Origin of the sequence: Listeria monocytogenes ATCC 19117 (genome assembly GCF_000307025.1) — a bacterium.
GTDB lineage: Bacteria > Bacillota > Bacilli > Lactobacillales > Listeriaceae > Listeria > Listeria monocytogenes_B.
This window is the reverse complement of record NC_018584.1, coordinates 434,390-449,569: the sequence shown is the minus strand read 5'-3', so window position 1 is coordinate 449,569 and position 15,180 is coordinate 434,390. Positions and strand designations below refer to the sequence as shown.

Annotated in this window: 21 protein-coding genes; 2 read left to right on the top strand and 19 right to left on the bottom strand. The window is 36.9% G+C overall.

The genetic code is table 11. The features are described 5' to 3' along the window. Positions 1-13: 13 nt before the first annotated feature. The 11 genes from LMOATCC19117_RS02205 to LMOATCC19117_RS02160 all read right to left on the bottom strand — a co-directional run bounded on the left by LMOATCC19117_RS02205 (position 14) and on the right by LMOATCC19117_RS02160 (position 8,017). Complete coding sequence (locus tag LMOATCC19117_RS02205; protein ID WP_003723113.1) at positions 14-1,126, bottom strand: PTS fructose transporter subunit IIC; 1,113 nt, start codon at positions 1,124-1,126, stop codon at positions 14-16. Positions 1,127-1,129: 3 nt separating this feature from the next. After that, complete coding sequence (locus tag LMOATCC19117_RS02200) at positions 1,130-1,462, bottom strand: PTS fructose transporter subunit IIB (protein ID WP_003723112.1); 333 nt, start codon at positions 1,460-1,462, stop codon at positions 1,130-1,132. Continuing rightward, complete coding sequence (locus tag LMOATCC19117_RS02195; protein WP_003724331.1) at positions 1,459-1,917, bottom strand: PTS sugar transporter subunit IIA; 459 nt, start codon at positions 1,915-1,917, stop codon at positions 1,459-1,461. Before LMOATCC19117_RS02195 ends, LMOATCC19117_RS02200 begins: the two co-directional genes overlap by 4 nt. A gap of 168 nt (positions 1,918-2,085) precedes the next feature. Next, a complete protein-coding gene (locus LMOATCC19117_RS02190) occupies positions 2,086-2,568 on the bottom strand; it encodes an SRPBCC family protein (RefSeq protein WP_003724330.1) in 483 nt (160 codons plus the stop codon). A 70-nt stretch (positions 2,569-2,638) separates the two neighbouring features. Continuing rightward, positions 2,639-2,782, bottom strand: coding sequence for a BH0509 family protein (locus LMOATCC19117_RS14945; protein WP_003724329.1), 144 nt, complete (start codon positions 2,780-2,782; stop codon positions 2,639-2,641). An 18-nt stretch (positions 2,783-2,800) separates the two neighbouring features. Beyond that, positions 2,801-3,967, bottom strand: coding sequence for an ABC transporter permease (locus LMOATCC19117_RS02185; RefSeq protein WP_014929026.1), 1,167 nt, complete (start codon positions 3,965-3,967; stop codon positions 2,801-2,803). Beyond that, entirely contained in the window at positions 3,964-4,638 is a 675-nt protein-coding gene (locus LMOATCC19117_RS02180) for an ABC transporter ATP-binding protein (RefSeq protein ID WP_003731403.1), read from the bottom strand. Before LMOATCC19117_RS02180 ends, LMOATCC19117_RS02185 begins: the two co-directional genes overlap by 4 nt. Before the next feature lie 17 nt (positions 4,639-4,655). Beyond that, positions 4,656-5,255, bottom strand: coding sequence for a hypothetical protein (locus LMOATCC19117_RS02175; RefSeq protein WP_003724326.1), 600 nt, complete (start codon positions 5,253-5,255; stop codon positions 4,656-4,658). Positions 5,256-5,299: 44 nt separating this feature from the next. Then, entirely contained in the window at positions 5,300-5,950 is a 651-nt protein-coding gene (locus LMOATCC19117_RS02170) for a GntR family transcriptional regulator (protein ID WP_003724325.1), read from the bottom strand. A gap of 116 nt (positions 5,951-6,066) precedes the next feature. After that, positions 6,067-7,290 carry an immunoglobulin-like domain-containing protein gene (locus LMOATCC19117_RS02165; protein ID WP_003724324.1) on the bottom strand — a complete coding sequence of 408 codons (1,224 nt, stop codon included), beginning with the start codon at positions 7,288-7,290 and terminating at the stop codon, positions 6,067-6,069. A 514-nt stretch (positions 7,291-7,804) separates the two neighbouring features. Next, a complete protein-coding gene (locus LMOATCC19117_RS02160; RefSeq protein WP_003724320.1) occupies positions 7,805-8,017 on the bottom strand; it encodes a hypothetical protein in 213 nt (70 codons plus the stop codon). 348 nt (positions 8,018-8,365) lie between these two features. Between LMOATCC19117_RS02160 and proC the strand changes: the two genes are divergently transcribed. Next, positions 8,366-9,166, top strand: a complete 801-nt coding sequence (gene proC, locus LMOATCC19117_RS02150; protein WP_003724318.1) for a pyrroline-5-carboxylate reductase — start codon at positions 8,366-8,368, stop codon at positions 9,164-9,166. A 2-nt stretch (positions 9,167-9,168) separates the two neighbouring features. Here proC and LMOATCC19117_RS02145 read toward each other — a convergent pair whose 3' ends face one another. The 6 genes from LMOATCC19117_RS02145 to LMOATCC19117_RS02120 form a co-directional block, all read right to left on the bottom strand. Further along, positions 9,169-9,594: a GNAT family N-acetyltransferase gene (locus LMOATCC19117_RS02145; RefSeq protein WP_003724317.1), complete on the bottom strand. Its 426-nt coding sequence runs from the start codon at positions 9,592-9,594 to the stop codon at positions 9,169-9,171. 55 nt (positions 9,595-9,649) lie between these two features. Next, complete coding sequence (locus LMOATCC19117_RS02140) at positions 9,650-10,333, bottom strand: NlpC/P60 family protein (protein WP_003740411.1); 684 nt, start codon at positions 10,331-10,333, stop codon at positions 9,650-9,652. A gap of 143 nt (positions 10,334-10,476) precedes the next feature. Next, positions 10,477-10,926, bottom strand: a complete 450-nt coding sequence (locus LMOATCC19117_RS02135) for a hypothetical protein (protein WP_003724315.1) — start codon at positions 10,924-10,926, stop codon at positions 10,477-10,479. 34 nt (positions 10,927-10,960) lie between these two features. Continuing rightward, positions 10,961-11,905 (bottom strand): flotillin-like protein FloA, encoded by a 945-nt coding sequence (floA, locus tag LMOATCC19117_RS02130; protein ID WP_003723104.1) that lies wholly within the window; start codon positions 11,903-11,905, stop codon positions 10,961-10,963. Beyond that, entirely contained in the window at positions 11,902-12,201 is a 300-nt protein-coding gene (locus LMOATCC19117_RS02125) for an NfeD family protein (RefSeq protein WP_003741454.1), read from the bottom strand. Before LMOATCC19117_RS02125 ends, floA begins: the two co-directional genes overlap by 4 nt. 167 nt (positions 12,202-12,368) lie before the next feature. Further along, complete coding sequence (locus LMOATCC19117_RS02120; RefSeq protein ID WP_003724314.1) at positions 12,369-13,034, bottom strand: uracil-DNA glycosylase; 666 nt, start codon at positions 13,032-13,034, stop codon at positions 12,369-12,371. Positions 13,035-13,164: 130 nt separating this feature from the next. Between LMOATCC19117_RS02120 and LMOATCC19117_RS02115 the strand changes: the two genes are divergently transcribed. After that, entirely contained in the window at positions 13,165-14,280 is a 1,116-nt protein-coding gene (locus LMOATCC19117_RS02115; RefSeq protein ID WP_003728131.1) for a low temperature requirement protein A, read from the top strand. 23 nt (positions 14,281-14,303) lie between these two features. Here LMOATCC19117_RS02115 and LMOATCC19117_RS02110 read toward each other — a convergent pair whose 3' ends face one another. Next, positions 14,304-14,672 (bottom strand): hypothetical protein, encoded by a 369-nt coding sequence (locus tag LMOATCC19117_RS02110; protein ID WP_003723100.1) that lies wholly within the window; start codon positions 14,670-14,672, stop codon positions 14,304-14,306. 93 nt (positions 14,673-14,765) lie between these two features. Next, complete coding sequence (locus tag LMOATCC19117_RS02105; protein ID WP_003724312.1) at positions 14,766-15,137, bottom strand: iron chaperone; 372 nt, start codon at positions 15,135-15,137, stop codon at positions 14,766-14,768. Between the last annotated feature and the right edge of the window lie 43 nt (positions 15,138-15,180).

Genomic DNA, 15,180 nt, shown 5'->3' with positions numbered 1-15,180 from the left:
AATCCTCCAACTATTATTTAATCTCTATTTCATCAAAACTAATATCGATATCATCCACAGCATCGTCTGCAGCAGCTGTTTCTTCTTCTGTGAAATTGACGAATAAGTTCGCACAAATTCCAATAATAAATGCACCAACCAAGCCACCAACTAAGTAAGCCCAGCCGTTACCAATAGTGAAGAAACCGTACATTCCACCAATCGGCGGCATTTTCACATAAGCGCCAAGTCCCATCGTTACGGCACTACCAATCGCGCAGGCAATCACATTTAGCGGAATTAATTTACCAGGGCTACGTAGTGTAAATGGAATCGCACCTTCCGTGACCCCAATTAGTCCCATGATTAGCGCGCCATTTCCAGCTTCTTTGAATGTAGTAGAATAATTCTTTTTGCGTAAAAGTGTTGCGATTCCGTAGCCAAGTGGCGGAATGCAAATTGCGACGTTGATCATGATTGAAGGTAGATAAATTCCACTCATAAATAGCGCGTTCCCAGCCATCCAAGCAGCTTTGTTTACAGGTCCACCAAGGTCAAATCCAATCATTGCTCCTAAAATAAGTGCTAGAATAATGACGTTTGTATCGTTTTTACACATTTCAGTTACCCAATCAAGTAACGTTTGGTTTAACCAACCAAGCGGTCCGCCGAGAATTAGTGACATCAGTATCCCCGTGGCACCAACTGTGATAAGTGGCAAAATAATTAGTGGTAAAGAACTTGCAGCAGGTCCAGTGATTCGAACATGTTTTTTCACCCAGTTTGTTAACCAACCTGCGAAGAAACCAGCGACAACGGCACCTAAGAAACCAGCATTTGTACTAGTAGCAAGGACCCCACCAACAAAACCAGCAGCAAGAGCAGGTTTTCCAGCGATTGAATAAGCGATATATCCCGCAAGTACTAAGTTAAGTAAGCCAATTGCCGCCCAACCTACATTTTGAAATAGATAAACATAATGATAAAATCCGCTTGCATCAGCATAAGCATCCAGATTTGTAACCCCGCCAATAATCCCAATCAATTTTGCAACAGCTACAACAAGTGAACCTGCGATAATGACTGGTAGCGCATAGGATATACCCGACATTAAGTGGTCTTTTGCTTCGTTTAATTTCCCTTTCATGACTTAGTTAGCCTCCTTTTGTTTACGTGCTTCAATTGCTGCAACTACTTTACTTAACACCGCTTCCCCGTTCGCAACACATTGACCAATTTTCACACGAACGACTGGTTTTCCTTTGAAACGCTCTTCCCCGTCGATTACTTTATCCGCCGCGATGATAACTACATCTGCCGCGCTCACTTCAGCTGGCGTGATTTCATCAATTGTCCCCATCGCTCCTTGTTGCTCAATTTTGACATCGTGTCCTAATTTTACTCCTGCTTTTTCTAATGCTTTTGCTGCCATTGGTGTGTGCGCAAGTCCTGCGATACATGACGTAACTCCTACAACTTTCATATTAATTCTCCTTCCAAATTATCTTTCAAGTAATCCATCAATTCGTGTTCCGTTTTAATCGTTAAAATTTGTTCTTGAAATGCTTCTTCTAGTAAATTCACAGCCACGCTAGATAAAATTTTCAGATGTTGCTGGCTGGCCTCACTAGCTGGAACTAATATGGCAAAAATGGCTTGTGCCTTAAAACCTTCTTTTGACTCCCAATCAATCGGTTCAGTGAGGCGAATGAAAAGCAGTTTTGCTTCTGATATTGCCTCTGTTTTCGCATGTGGAATAGCGATTAATTGTTGTACTGCTGTTGCGTATTCTTTTTCGCGAGCCCATAAGTCACGTTCCACCTGAGCTGAATCTGTTGTGATACCGATTTCTTCTGCCTTGTCTGCAATAAAAGCTAGCACTTCTTCTTTTGTGCGTAGATGCTGATTTAAAAATAATTGTTCTTCCGATACTATCATTTCGTCACCCCGTATTTTTTCAATGCCTTGCTTACAATTACATTCTAATGAAACCGATTACTTTTTTGAACATAAGGAATTTCCAGTTAAAGTGGAAAAAAATTAATACATACAAAAAAAGCCATAAACAAAGCATTCTCGGCTTCATTTACGACTTTTCTAAAGGATTTATTTTTCGATATTAAGTTCTTTTTGATACTTGGCGAAGAGCGTTTCGAACTCCGTTTTGTTGAAATCGTATATTTTCCCTTCTGCGCTCGCTTGTAATTTCTTCAAGCAAATATGCCAACCGGAAATATCTCTTGGGCTGTGTTCCGTAATAGTTGTAAGTTGTTCTCTGAAAGTCAATCTTGTTTTATTTGCGGTGATTTCATTTAGTTCAAAGTCAACTTCATCTTGGTCCCATTCGAAAGCAAGTTTTTGGTTAGTTTCGAATGCACGAATTGGCATGGTTATTTTTTCTTCAGGTGTCATGACGAAAAGTAGATAGCCATCTGCTCCTAGTTCGCCTACTTCCAGCTCATTAAACCACTTTGCTAGTCCGGCGTTTGTCGTTAATAAAGCAAAAACCTCTGCCTTTGTTGCATTAATTTCCAATTCAAAATTAACTACAGCTCCTCCGTTATCCCGTTTACAAATAGATTCGTTCATTTAAATCCCTCCTGCCAATTTGCTTTCATTTTCGCATAGATTTATCATTCTAGCAAAAAGCAAGATTTAATTATTGCTCCACTACTACTCTTTCATAAAATTCTTCTAACTCTGTATAACTAAGTTCTCTCAATCTTTGTCGTTCCACGTTGGTTATAAGGCTAACAATTTCAACTAAAACCCAAGTATCATCCGTTTGTTGCTCTTTCTCCATCCAACACGCCTCCTCTAGTTAATCTGCCCGTAACGCATCTATCGGCATTTTTTTTGAAGCTTTCTGTGCGGGAATTACACCAAATACAATCCCAATACACATCGAAAAACCAACCGCTAAAAGAATCGTAGAAGCAGAAACATACATTTCAAAACTTGATGTAGTTGTAACTATTTGCGCGGAAAAAATTCCTAGTAAAATCCCGATACAACCGCCTACTAAACTAAGCACAACTGCTTCAATCAAAAACTGCATTAAAATATTGCCACTACTTGCGCCAATCGCTTTTCTAATTCCAATTTCTCGGGTTCGTTCTGAGACAGACACGAGCATAATATTCATAATACCAATACCGCCAACGAGTAGCGAAATCCCTGCAATCGCACCTAGTCCAATCGTGAGTGTTCCCGTAATACTATCAAACGTATCTAACGCCTGTTGCTGATTTGCAACTGTATACGCATCTTCATTACTTGGAAAAAACTGGCTCATTTTTTTCTTTACTACCTTAACTGCTGCTGGAACTTGTTCTACTTTTTTTGTTTGAATATAATACAAATCCACAGTATCTGTTTTAAAAAGTCGTTCTGCGGAAGAAATTGGGATAAAAAGTTTTTTGTCTGCCGATCCAAATAAACTCTCCCCCTTTTCCTTTAAAACTCCAATGACCATGTACCTAGCACCTGCAATTTGCAAATATTCACCTATCGGATTCTGTTCTTTAAAATAAGTTTTTGCAATTTCTGAGCCAATAATTGTCACTTTTTGGGCATAGATAACATCTACATTCGAGCAAAAACGGCCTGATGCTAATTCCAAATTTTTTATGCTCGCATAATATTCATTTATTCCCGCTACTTGATTACTAGCTGTCTTTTCACTTGTTCTAACTTCCTTTGTCTGCATCACTTCCGGCGAACCAATTTCATCTTCATTCAAAAGTTTTTTTGCATCTTTGTATGTGAATTTATCGTTTGGATTATCTGAATAAAAATTAACAGTCAAAAGATTACTTCCCATATCACCTAATTGTGTGGAGACATTTTTCGATATAGCTTCCCCAATCGAAACAAGTAATATAACAGAAAAAACACCAATAATAATTCCAAGCATTGTTAAAAATGTTCGAAATTTGGTGGACAATAATTGTTTTAGCGCTAACTTTATACTCTGTAAAAGAGTCATAATTTGTTCCATTCACGGAGTTTTCCGTCTTTTATTTCTATTATTCGTTCTGCTTGATTTGCAATTTCTTTGTCGTGGGTAATCATGATTAATGTATTTCCTTCTCTATGAATTTCTCTTAGCAAAGTCATTACTTCTTCTCCAGTTTTAGAGTCTAGCGCGCCAGTAGGTTCATCTGCTAATATTAATTCTGGACTTCCAGCGATGGCTCGAGCTATTGCAATCCGTTGCTGCTGTCCTCCTGAAAGCTGGGCTGGTATATGTTTTTCTTTATCTAATAGTCCGACACGTTCTAAACTTTTTAATACTACTTTTTTTCGAGTAGCTTTGCCCACACCTCGATATACTAATGGCAATTCTACATTTTCAAAAGCAGTAAGTCGTGGCATTAAATTAAATTGTTGAAAAATAAAACCAATTTTCCTATTCCTTATTCGAGAAATTTTCTTATCTGATATTCGCATTAAATTCGTTTTATTGAGGTAGTATTCTCCTATCGTTGCTCTGTCAAGTATACCGAGGATGTTCATTAAAGTAGATTTTCCAGAGCCAGACGGTCCGATAATGGCCAGAAATTCCCCTTGATCAATTTGCAATGATACATTATCTAGAGCCTTTATGGTGCATTCACCCATTTGATAGGATTTGGAAATATTAAATAGTTGTATCAAGTCTTGCTCACCTCCGTCTATGGAATAATCACAAGTTGTTTCTCTGTAAGACCTTTTACTACTTGAATAGATTTCGTATTATGTTTGCCTACTTCAATCCAAATTTTCTTCTTTTGTTTATTTGCATCAACTGTATAGACATAATGTTTATCAGCTTTATCCGTATTAACAGCTTCTATTGGAATTGTTAAAATCTTTTTTTCTAGAGCCACAAGTACATCAGCACTTACAGACATATTTTCTTTTACTTTCGTCTCATCCTCTAAATCAATCGTCACGGCATAAGAAGTTACTGACCCGTTTATAATGCCCTTCTCATTTATATCTACAACTTTTCCTTTGTATACTTTATTATTTACTGCTTCGACATACACATCAGCTGTCTGTTTTTCTTTTATTTGGTTAATTTCTAGCTCATCTACCATAATTTTGACAGCAAAATCTTCATAATCTGGCCATTCATTTTCTTTTTTTACAATGTGACCTTCTGCGGAAACATATACACTTAAATCTGTTCTTTTTGTTTCAACTGTTTTGTAATCAATTGTTTGTGGCGTCTTTCGCTCATTTTCTTTTATAAAATAATAGCCAACCGATGCAGCAACGATAACCAGCATGATAATCACCCAGCTTATTTTTTTCAATATTTAAAAACCTCTCTTTAAAAAGCAATCAAAATCATTGCGTTCATTATGTGTTGAAAACATTTTTTTAGTTCCCCGTAATTCCATGATTTTAAAATTTCAATTATATTAGCTAATTCTTCCGCAATTCGATCACTTGCCGAAACAATAATTAGTCTTACTTCTTTTGTTGCATTATCATTGATTTCATTCCATAATTCTTGAATTATTCTATTAAAATAATCATTATTTAGCTTACCTATAAATGCGACGATAAAATCTTCAAACGTATCTCGCATTAATTCATATTCTTTGTTTTTTTCATATTGAATTACTTTCTCTGCTATTTCTATTATATCGTCCACTACAATATAATCTTCACGTAGAATTAATTTTTCTGTACTTTCATACATCAATAGTTCGACTAATTTCATTCGCGAAAAAAATTCTGTAATAGTTACTTCAGTGTTTTGAACAAAAGCACCCCGATTATATTGGTGGACTAAAAATCCAGAATGGCAAAGGTTGATAATCGCTCGCCTAATTGGTGTCCTACTCATATTTAGTTCTTGAGATAACTTTGCTTCTACAACACGATAACCCGTTGGATACTCCCCAGTTGTGATTTTGTTCTTAATGTACTCAAAAGCAACATTCTCGAGTCGATTACCTTTAGCAATTTTTGGCATAAATGATTCCCCTCTCTCTCTATAAAGCTGTTTAAAAACAGCTTTAGAATGCCATTTTACCATCTAGTTAATGAAAAGAGTATCTAATCTAAAATACTCTTTTCATCCAGTATGCATTATTTATTTGCTTTTTTTTGATAAGAACTAATACCAATAGCTGTTAAGCCGAGTCCGACAAATACTAGCCATATCATTGAACTATCACCAGTTTTTGGTATTTTACTTGCTTTCAAAACGGAAGTCGCTCTATTTTCAGGATCTTTTTCAATTTTTGTTGGTTCCACAGGTGTTTTTGTGATAGATGGCTTTGTTGGATCACTTGGATTTACTATTAGTTTTCCATCTTGAGTTACAGTCACTTTAATTGTAAGTGAAGCTGATAGATTGCCAGAATCTGTCACAGTATATGTAACTTGATAAACACCTTTTTTCGAATTATTCACTGTATCCTTGGTCACTTTGATTTTTGCTGTTAAATCACCATCTTCGTTATCTTTCGCAGTAACTCCTTTTAACACATTAAACACATCTCCAACTTTGATTGTTTGATCTTTTGCATTAATAACTGGGGCTGTATTTTTGCTTATTGCTGCTGGGGTTACGGTTACTTTAATACTTTTTGTCGTTGTTAAGTTGCTTGAATTTGTAACGCTATAATCCACATCATATTTGCCACTCTTAGTCGTATCTACCGTATTTTTGGTTACGTGGATGTCCTTTGTAATATCACCGTCTTTTTCGTCTGACGCAGTGACTTCATTTAGTGGATTAAAACTTTCATTTTGATTGATAGTTTTATCTTCTGCACTAATAACTGGAGCCTCCGCTTGTACTAGTGGAGTTTCATTTGTCACGGTTACGTTTTTCCAAAGGGACGTGGTTTCTGGAGTTGTTGGAAGAACAGAACCTGCTCCTAAGAAAACACCGATATCTGCTTTTGTATTTTCCTTCGCTGTAAATTCAAATGTGTGTTTAAAAACCTTATTACCTGCATCAGCTACGTCTATAACGTTATTCTTTGTTCGGCTTACGTAACTAGTGTTCAGCTCGGCACCGGATGATTTTGGTGTAAAAAGTCCTGCTTTTGCTGATTGTCCTGTAATAGTATCTGTCATTTTCATATCAACATTTGCTTCATACGCTACTGTGTACTTGTATGTTTTTCCTGTTTCAAGTTGTACATTTTCATAACCAACAAAGTAAAATCCACTGCGTACATCTTTGTATGTTAAACTGCTTTCTGATGAATTCGCTGCATTCGCAACAGTACCAGGGATAAAGGCAAATCCAATCATTGATAGAAGTGCAACTGCTGTGATTAACGCGATTATTTTTTTCATGGATTTAAAATCCTCCTTATTTACATCTTTAATTAGAAAATAGGGTTAAGTTAGCCTTAACCCTATATTTCAACTTATTCTAATTGGCAATTAACCAAAGATACCTTTGATTAAGTTGTTTAGTACTTCTGCTACGTCCGGAAAGCGGATTGCACCTGAAAAATTACCTAACAATTGCAAGAAAAAATTCATTTGTAGTAGCCTCCTTTACTGATTTATGTTCTTAGGATCAACCAAAAATCCCTTTGATTAGATTGTTTAGTACTTCTGTTAGGTCTGGAAAGTTAATCGCTCCAGAAAAATTACCTAATAATTGTAAGAAAAAATTCACTTGTAGTAGCCTCCTTTACGTTTTATTTTTTTGAAATCAACCAAAAATTGCTTTGATTAAGTTGTTTAGTACTTCTGTTACGTCTGGGAAATTTAAACCGCCAGAGAAGTTACCTAATAATTGTAGAAAGAAATTCATCGTTTTCACCTCGCTATATTATGTAGTTGGAACTGTTATCCAATATCAATTATAGCTTATAAAAACGCCATTTATAGCGCTTTCAACCATTAAGAACATAGCATCAAAAATAGTATCCAAAGCTAATTTTCCATGTTGTTTAGATTTACTTACTTGAGGACAATTATCAAAAAAATGTTCCTTTTTAGTTGTCAAGTGACCAGCTTTGGACACAATTTCGATATATTTAATTATTCTAATCAGCCACCATTCATCCATATGAACATTCTTTTCGACTGTGTTTACTGATCAAACACAAAATCGGGTTTCCCAAACAAAAAATACAATCGAAAATAAAAAAATATCTTAGTTTTCTTCACTAAGATACTTTTAGCTAGTAATCTAATATTTTTTTCTACTGCAAACTGCCAATTAGAAACCATTAGAAATAGATAAAATTTGGCGATAATACCTTTTCCACTACTTTCGACGAGATGATTGATCAAAATTAATATCGCTGTATTTAGAATAAGCCCCTGTGACACAGTGATAGCCTTCAGCAAAAACTGGACAAAGCCGTGTAACATGAGATAATAGAAAAAAAGAATTTTGTTAGGGGCGAATAAAATGAAGAAAATCGGCTTTATTGGCGCAGGTAATATGGGAACTGCGATGATTCGGGGCTTAGCACAAGCGAATTTAGATAACAGCGAAGCAATCATTGTTGGTGGTCGAAATCTCGAAAAATTAAAACCACTGGAAGCGGCATTTACTGGCCTGCAAATAACAACCGATACCGAAAAACTCGTAGAACAAGCAGATATTATTATTTTAGCGGTGAAACCTTACACTATCCCAGAAATTTTAACGTCGGTAAAAGAGCAGCTAACACCTGATAAAATTATTATTTCTGTAGCAGCTGGCGTAACTATCCAAGATTTAGAAGAACTCACTTCCGCAAAAACAAAAATTGTTCGTGTGATGCCAAATACACCAGCGCTTGTCGGTGAAGCAATGTCATCTATTTCGCCTAACATAAACGTATCATCTGAAGAAATTAATGAAGTTACAGCTATTTTTACTAGTTTTGGAGAAGCGGAAGTTGTTTCCGAGAATTTGATGGATGCAGTTATTGGCGTCAGCGGTTCTTCACCAGCTTATGTTTATATGTTCATAGAAGCTTTAGCAGACGGCGCCGTCCTAAGTGGCATGCCTCGCGATAAAGCATATAAATTCGCCGCACAAGCTGTGCTAGGTGCCGCAAAAACGGTTCTAGAAACCGGCGAACATCCAGGTAAACTTAAAGATATGGTTACTTCTCCCGGCGGAACTACAATTGAAGCAGTGAAATCACTAGAAAATGATGGTTTCCGTTCCGCTGTTATCAATGCAGTTCAAGCTGCTGCAAACAAAAATAGTTCGATGTAATTCTATAAATATTTAATAAAAAAGTACTTTTCTTCTCCTATTATAGGAAAATCTTTTACACGTCCAAGCTCAGTAAAACCGCATTTTTTATAAAATCCTGGGGCTTGGTAACTAAATGTTGTTAAGGAGATATGGTGGCAGTTATTTGCTCTACCATATCTTTCTATTTGGGCCATCAATTCTGTACCCACGCCCGATCCTTGTGTGCTTGGATCAACAGAAAGAAGAGACACATATAATTCTCCGTAGCTGATTTTCGCTGTAACTCCTCCAACTATTTCCCCTACTTCACTTAAAGCCGCAAAGCCAATATACTCTGTGTCTTTTTTTGGAATGTCATAACCTAATCTTTCTTTATGTTCCAAAAGCCCCTCTACTACTTTAGGTTCTAGTTCTTCCAGTGGCATTTCTTTTATTTTATATTGCATCCCTAACTCCTCCTTCATACAAAAAAGCATCACTAAAAAGTGACGCTCAGTAAAATTATTTTAAATTTGCTACTCGTCCATATCCAGCAATATATTTTTTCCAATAGCCAGATGTGATTGTGTCGTATTTTACGCCATTATTTTGCGCATTAAGCATTTTGCCATTTCCAACATAAATCCCAACATGTGCAACACCCTTACCATAATTGAAGAAAATCAAATCACCTTTTTTTAGTTCTTGAGCTTTAATTTTCTTAGCAGAGGCATATTGTTGCTTCGCTGTACGAGGAATGGATTTTTTAACTCCTTTAGAGTATACATATTGTGTGTAACCTGAACAATCAAAACAGCTTGGGCCAGTAGCGCCAATTTTGTAGCGTTTGCCAATGTGTTTTCTTGCTTCGTTATTTAATGCGGTAAAACTTTGCGTTGTTGCAACAGGTGCTTTATATGTAGTCACACATTTACCTGAAACATAACCAACTTTGCCTTTGTATGTCGTTTTATACCAGTTGTTTTTTGTTTTAGCAGTGAAAGTAACCGTTGTACCCTTTTTGTAAAAACCGATGACTTTACCTTTGGTGTTGTCTGCTGCGCGAACATTTACATCAGCCGTTGTCGTCATTTTATATGTAGTCGCTGCTGAAGCGTTAGTTGTTGGTAAAAATAGTACTGAAAAAGAAATCATTAAAGCTATAAACGCAAAAAAAATCTTTCTTCTCGTTGCTATTATTTTCAATCCACGCACCCCTTTTTTATATACACACAGCATAGCAGGTCAATGTTACAGTTGTAATACAGGGATTTTAAAACTTGGCGTTATTATGTAACAGTTTTGACACAGAAACAAAAAACCCAAGAAACTAGTTCTTGGGTTTGCTTTTATAGATGATTTTTCCGTAAAGAAACGGGCTTATCAAGGATTTCTTTCGTAATTATCGCTTCTTGTAATCTTCCGCGCAATTTACGCGCTTTTTTGTGATGACTACTAGTGCTTTTAATGATGTTTTTCCCTTTTGCCACATCCGATTCTCGGCGGATTTCTCTTAGCATTTTTTGTTGTGCTGCTTTTTGTTCAGCAATTACTTTGTCTTGTTCTTTATTTTGTGTGAATGTCCCTTGTGACACTTTGCGTTTTTCTGGTTTCTTAGTGGTTTGCGTACGGCTTGCTTGGTGCATTGAACGCAAATTTGGTCTAGGTTGTGGCGCTTTCTTATTTTCCTCTTCTGTGCCTTTACCGGCCTTGCTAAGGAAATTTATAATGACACCAACAATACCAAGGACAACTAGAACACTTTCCCAACCACTATTTAGAAAATCACTTAAATCCATTGAAAACACCTTCTTTCTTGCAAAAGATCAAGGTTTATTTTTCGTCTTCGTGTGCAATCGATTCGCGCATAGCTGTATCTGATTGTACATTTTCCATTTTGTAATAATCCATTACACCAAGGTTACCTTCTTCTAAAGCGCGAGATAGCGCACGTGGTACTTCTGCTTCTGCGGCTACAACCGCTGCTCTGTTTTCTTGTTCTAGGGCAATCGCTTCTGCTTTACGTTTCGATGCAGCTGCTTGAGCAACTTCCATGTCCGCGTTGGCTTTTTCGATGTCTAGTTTTGCTTTAATGTTGTCACCAATACGCATTTCAGCGATATCAATGGATAAAATAGTGTAAGCAGTTCCGTCTCCAAGTCCTTGTTCTTGGACTTTTTTCGAAATGCTGTTTGGATTTTCAAGTACATCTGTATGTTCTCTCGTTTCACCGACTGTAGAAACTACGGCTTCACCGACACGAGCGATAACTGTATCTTCCCCAGCACCACCGACGATACGTTCAATATTGGATTGTACGGTAATTTGCGTAATAACTTTTACTTCTACCCCGTTTTGTGCCACACCAGTAAATTCAGGTGTACGGATAACTTTTGGTGTTACGGAAGTTTGTACTGCTTCAAGTACGTCACGTCCAGCAAGGTCAATTGCTGCTGCACGGCTGAAATCTAATTCAATATTTGCGCGGTGTGCGGCGATTAACGCATCTACTGTGTTATCCACGTCCCCACCTGCTAAATAGTGACTTTCAAGTTGGTTTACTTCTAAATCAAGTCCAGCTTTTACTGCTTTAATTAACGGTTTTACAACGCGAGAAGGTACAACCCGACGCAATCTCATTCCGATTAAAGTTCCTAGTCCTACTGGTACACGTGCGGATAATGCACTAATCCATAACCCCACTGGTACTAAAGTGAAAAATACGATTAAAAAGATGATAATCAATACTGCGATAATAATAGGTCCAATCATTGTCATTTTTCTCCCTCCTGTATATCTTCATTGACTAGTACGTATCCGAAATCGATACCTACTGCAATTATTGGTTTTCCAACTTCCAAATAACCTGTTTTCAAGCGAGCTTCATAGACTTCTCCGTCTATTCTGACACTACCTATCGGCTTAAGTGTCGTTTGTGCTACGCCTTTTTTACCCACTACTTTGTCTCGTAGCGCTTTCATTCTTTCTACTTCTTTGTCCTCTAAAACCCCCCGATGCACGAGTCCCCATGATTCTCCATAAACAAAGTCATCTTCTGTAAAATTATGCTTCAAACTAGTCACCTTCTTTAGGAACTTTTTTAAATTTTACTTTCTCCTATAATAACCATAACATGAAAGAAACCTTATGTAAAAAGCTTTTAGGCGAATTATGTAAATTTTTTCACTTTTGTAAAAAACTATATAATAGAAAAAACAAAATTTTGTAATAACGTATTTTTTTACTGTTCGTTTAAGTCCCAATCAATTGGTTTTCTTCCATGTTCCTCAAGAAATGCATTCGTTTTCGAAAATGGTTTGCTTTCAAAAAAGCCTCGACTCGCGGCAAGCGGTGATGGGTGTACTCCTTTAATAAGTAAATGTTGCGGGTTTGTGATGCCACTTGCGGCTTTTATAGCATGATTCCCCCATAAAATAAATACAAGTGGTTTGTCGTAATTATTTAGTTCTTCTAAAACGTGATCTGTAAATGTTGCCCAGCCTAGTTTTTTGTGGCTACCAGCTTTGCCTTCTTCCACGCTCCAACTCGTGTTCATTAAAAGTACGCCTTGCTCTGCCCATTTGGCAAGATAGCCGTGGTCAGCTGGTTCAATATCTAAGTCTGTCTTTAATTCTTTATAAATATTACGAAGACTTGGCGGAATTCGCACCCCTTTTTGCACGGAGAAGCTTAGGCCATGCGCTTGTCCAGGACCATGATACGGGTCTTGTCCTAAAATAACAACTTTCACTTGATCATACGGACATAAGCGGAAACACGAAAACATATCTTCTTCAGTCGGATAGACATTCCCCTTTGCTCTCGCGTCCTTAACTGCTTCCATTAATTCTATAAAATAAGGCTGTTTCGCTTCTTGTTTTAAAAATTCTTCCCATGTTTTTACCATTTTTAATTCTCCCATCTCAGTAGTTCCATGATTTTGTCCTTCCATTATACTTTTCACGGCGAGCAACTGTCAAAAGGCAGGCGGATTCACGTGGTATACTTGAAAAAAGAAATAATAATGGGGTGAGATTGTGGCGGAAAGAAAAGTTTCTTGGCTAGAACTATTTTTTGATTTAATATTCGTAACTGCTGTTGCTTCAACGACGCATCTGTTACTTAGCGTCGATAATCATCCGGATAAAACAGCTGTTTATTTTGGCGAATATTTATTGATGGTCACGCCGATGTTTTGGGCGTGGGTTGGGCAGACAATGTTTTTCAATCGCTTCGGTGAGAAAATCAAACTACCCGAACTTTATATGTTGCCGCAAATGTTTTTCTTAATTTTGATGACAGCGAGTTTTGATTTAACGTTTTCAAATACGTATTATACTTTTTTAATTGGTTATTTAGGTATTCGCTTAATTACGGTTATCCAGTATTTTGTTATTAGTAAGCAGTTGACGGGAAATGCGCGGAAAGTGGCGATACTTCTTGGGAGTGTTTTTCTACTAGGTGTTTTGACAACTGCGACTTCGGTGTTTTTTGAAGGATTTGCGCGTTATTTAGTGATGTATCTTGGGATTGCAGTTGATATTATTTTACCGTTATTTTTAGCTAAAACATTGCGCAAAGTGCCGGTTGATTTTCCACATCTTGCGGAACGTTTTGGATTATTTGTTATCATCACATTTGGTGAAAGTATTGTTGCGATTACGACTATTTTAGTTGGGCACACGCTTGATCCCTATACGATTGGGTACACGTTGCTTGGCTTTTTAATTATTTGTACGCTTTGGGCATCGTATTTCCATAGCTTTGAGAAAATTGTCGACCACCATAAAGAAACCCATGGCCAGTACTTAATTTATGGACATTTCTTTATTATTATTTCAGTGATGTTACTTGCGGCGAATGTGCATTTGTTGTTCGAGGGGCATTTGGAACGCAATGTTTTGTTATTGATGTTGTTTGGTTCTGTAGCTGTGTTTTTCGTTTCGAAACAATTTGTTTTTGCTGCTCATAAAAAGGCCGAAGTGACATTTTCTTTTTGGAAAGATGCGTTGTTATTGTTACTTCTAGTGGGGCTGTTTTTTGTTAATTTGTATAGTGATTTTCCTCTATTTGTTAGTTTTGTGAGTATTTGGGTTTGTGCGCTGGTGGATCTTGGTTTGCAGTTTGGGACTTCGCGGTCGGCACGAATGTAAATAAAAAAAGATGAGCATTTCGCTCACCTTTCCTCGCCTGTGTCTTGGTGCCTTGTGTAATCTGTAAAAATAAATAGGCCCATTAAAAAGCTTATTAAACATACGATTGGGCGGAAATAAAAACCCGAATAACTCGGGGTGAAAATGAGCCCAAAAATAAGTCCAAAGAGCCATAAAATTAGTGCCATGAATATTAGAAAATCATTTCGATAAGCACAAATTATTAGAATTCCCGCTAAAACCATCGCAAGAGACATTAAATAGCCTGATGATGCCGCAAGATCTTCCGGTATCATGAATAAGTTATTTTTTTTACTGTCCGGACTTAGTATTTCAGCAAGAGCACCAATAAAGCCTGCTTGGATTGACATAATCCCACAAAAAATACGCATTTCACACCACTCTTTTATAAAAATACATTTTAGCTTATTAATTATGGCATAAAAAATCTGGATTTACTACGCGACAAAGTAACTAAAAATCACTTAAACGCGCCAAAAACTAGTATAATTTGCTTTATCTTGAATATTAAACTCGATAATTTTTGCTAGTAGGTCATAGTCAACTGGTTTAGCCCACGTAATTCGGAAAATACCTTTCGTATGACTATAGCCCGCTTCTTTAATGTCTGCTTCGAAACGTTCGATTCCAGCCACTTCTGGGGAAACGCTCATATGCTGTTTTGCAATAGAGAAGCCGATTATGAACGTGCCATTATTTGTAAACATCGGTGTATTCCATTTGATTTCTGGCTTTAAGTCTGGAAAAGTTTCCGCCACCCATGTTAAAACTTCTTGTGTTCTCGCGCGGTGATCCGGATTTTCAATTTCAGCTAAATATTCTGCAAAAACTTCCATATTATTTCCTCCTAAAAAAACATAATCTTACAGTTACTTTTTA

What these genes read in the sequence shown, in the direction of transcription:
- LMOATCC19117_RS02185 (WP_014929026.1), bottom strand. Translation starts at nt 3,967, where the DNA reads ATGACTCTTTTACAGAGTATAAAGTTAGCGCTAAAACAATTATTGTCC.
- LMOATCC19117_RS02175 (WP_003724326.1), bottom strand. Translation starts at nt 5,255, where the DNA reads ATGCTGGTTATCGTTGCTGCATCGGTTGGCTATTATTTTATAAAAGAA.
- LMOATCC19117_RS02160 (WP_003724320.1), bottom strand. Translation starts at nt 8,017, where the DNA reads ATGGATGAATGGTGGCTGATTAGAATAATTAAATATATCGAAATTGTG.
- LMOATCC19117_RS02145 (WP_003724317.1), bottom strand. Translation starts at nt 9,594, where the DNA reads ATGCAATATAAAATAAAAGAAATGCCACTGGAAGAACTAGAACCTAAA.
- floA (WP_003723104.1), bottom strand. Translation starts at nt 11,905, where the DNA reads ATGACAATGATTGGACCTATTATTATCGCAGTATTGATTATCATCTTT.
- LMOATCC19117_RS02120 (WP_003724314.1), bottom strand. Translation starts at nt 13,034, where the DNA reads ATGGTAAAAACATGGGAAGAATTTTTAAAACAAGAAGCGAAACAGCCT.
- LMOATCC19117_RS14945 (WP_003724329.1), bottom strand. Translation starts at nt 2,782, where the DNA reads ATGGAGAAAGAGCAACAAACGGATGATACTTGGGTTTTAGTTGAAATT.
- proC (WP_003724318.1), top strand. Translation starts at nt 8,366, where the DNA reads ATGAAGAAAATCGGCTTTATTGGCGCAGGTAATATGGGAACTGCGATG.
- LMOATCC19117_RS02135 (WP_003724315.1), bottom strand. Translation starts at nt 10,926, where the DNA reads ATGGATTTAAGTGATTTTCTAAATAGTGGTTGGGAAAGTGTTCTAGTT.
- LMOATCC19117_RS02205 (WP_003723113.1), bottom strand. Translation starts at nt 1,126, where the DNA reads ATGAAAGGGAAATTAAACGAAGCAAAAGACCACTTAATGTCGGGTATA.
- LMOATCC19117_RS02170 (WP_003724325.1), bottom strand. Translation starts at nt 5,950, where the DNA reads ATGCCAAAAATTGCTAAAGGTAATCGACTCGAGAATGTTGCTTTTGAG.
- LMOATCC19117_RS02190 (WP_003724330.1), bottom strand. Translation starts at nt 2,568, where the DNA reads ATGAACGAATCTATTTGTAAACGGGATAACGGAGGAGCTGTAGTTAAT.
- LMOATCC19117_RS02165 (WP_003724324.1), bottom strand. Translation starts at nt 7,290, where the DNA reads ATGAAAAAAATAATCGCGTTAATCACAGCAGTTGCACTTCTATCAATG.
- LMOATCC19117_RS02105 (WP_003724312.1), bottom strand. Translation starts at nt 15,137, where the DNA reads ATGGAAGTTTTTGCAGAATATTTAGCTGAAATTGAAAATCCGGATCAC.
- LMOATCC19117_RS02195 (WP_003724331.1), bottom strand. Translation starts at nt 1,917, where the DNA reads ATGATAGTATCGGAAGAACAATTATTTTTAAATCAGCATCTACGCACA.
- LMOATCC19117_RS02200 (WP_003723112.1), bottom strand. Translation starts at nt 1,462, where the DNA reads ATGAAAGTTGTAGGAGTTACGTCATGTATCGCAGGACTTGCGCACACA.
- LMOATCC19117_RS02110 (WP_003723100.1), bottom strand. Translation starts at nt 14,672, where the DNA reads ATGCGTATTTTTTGTGGGATTATGTCAATCCAAGCAGGCTTTATTGGT.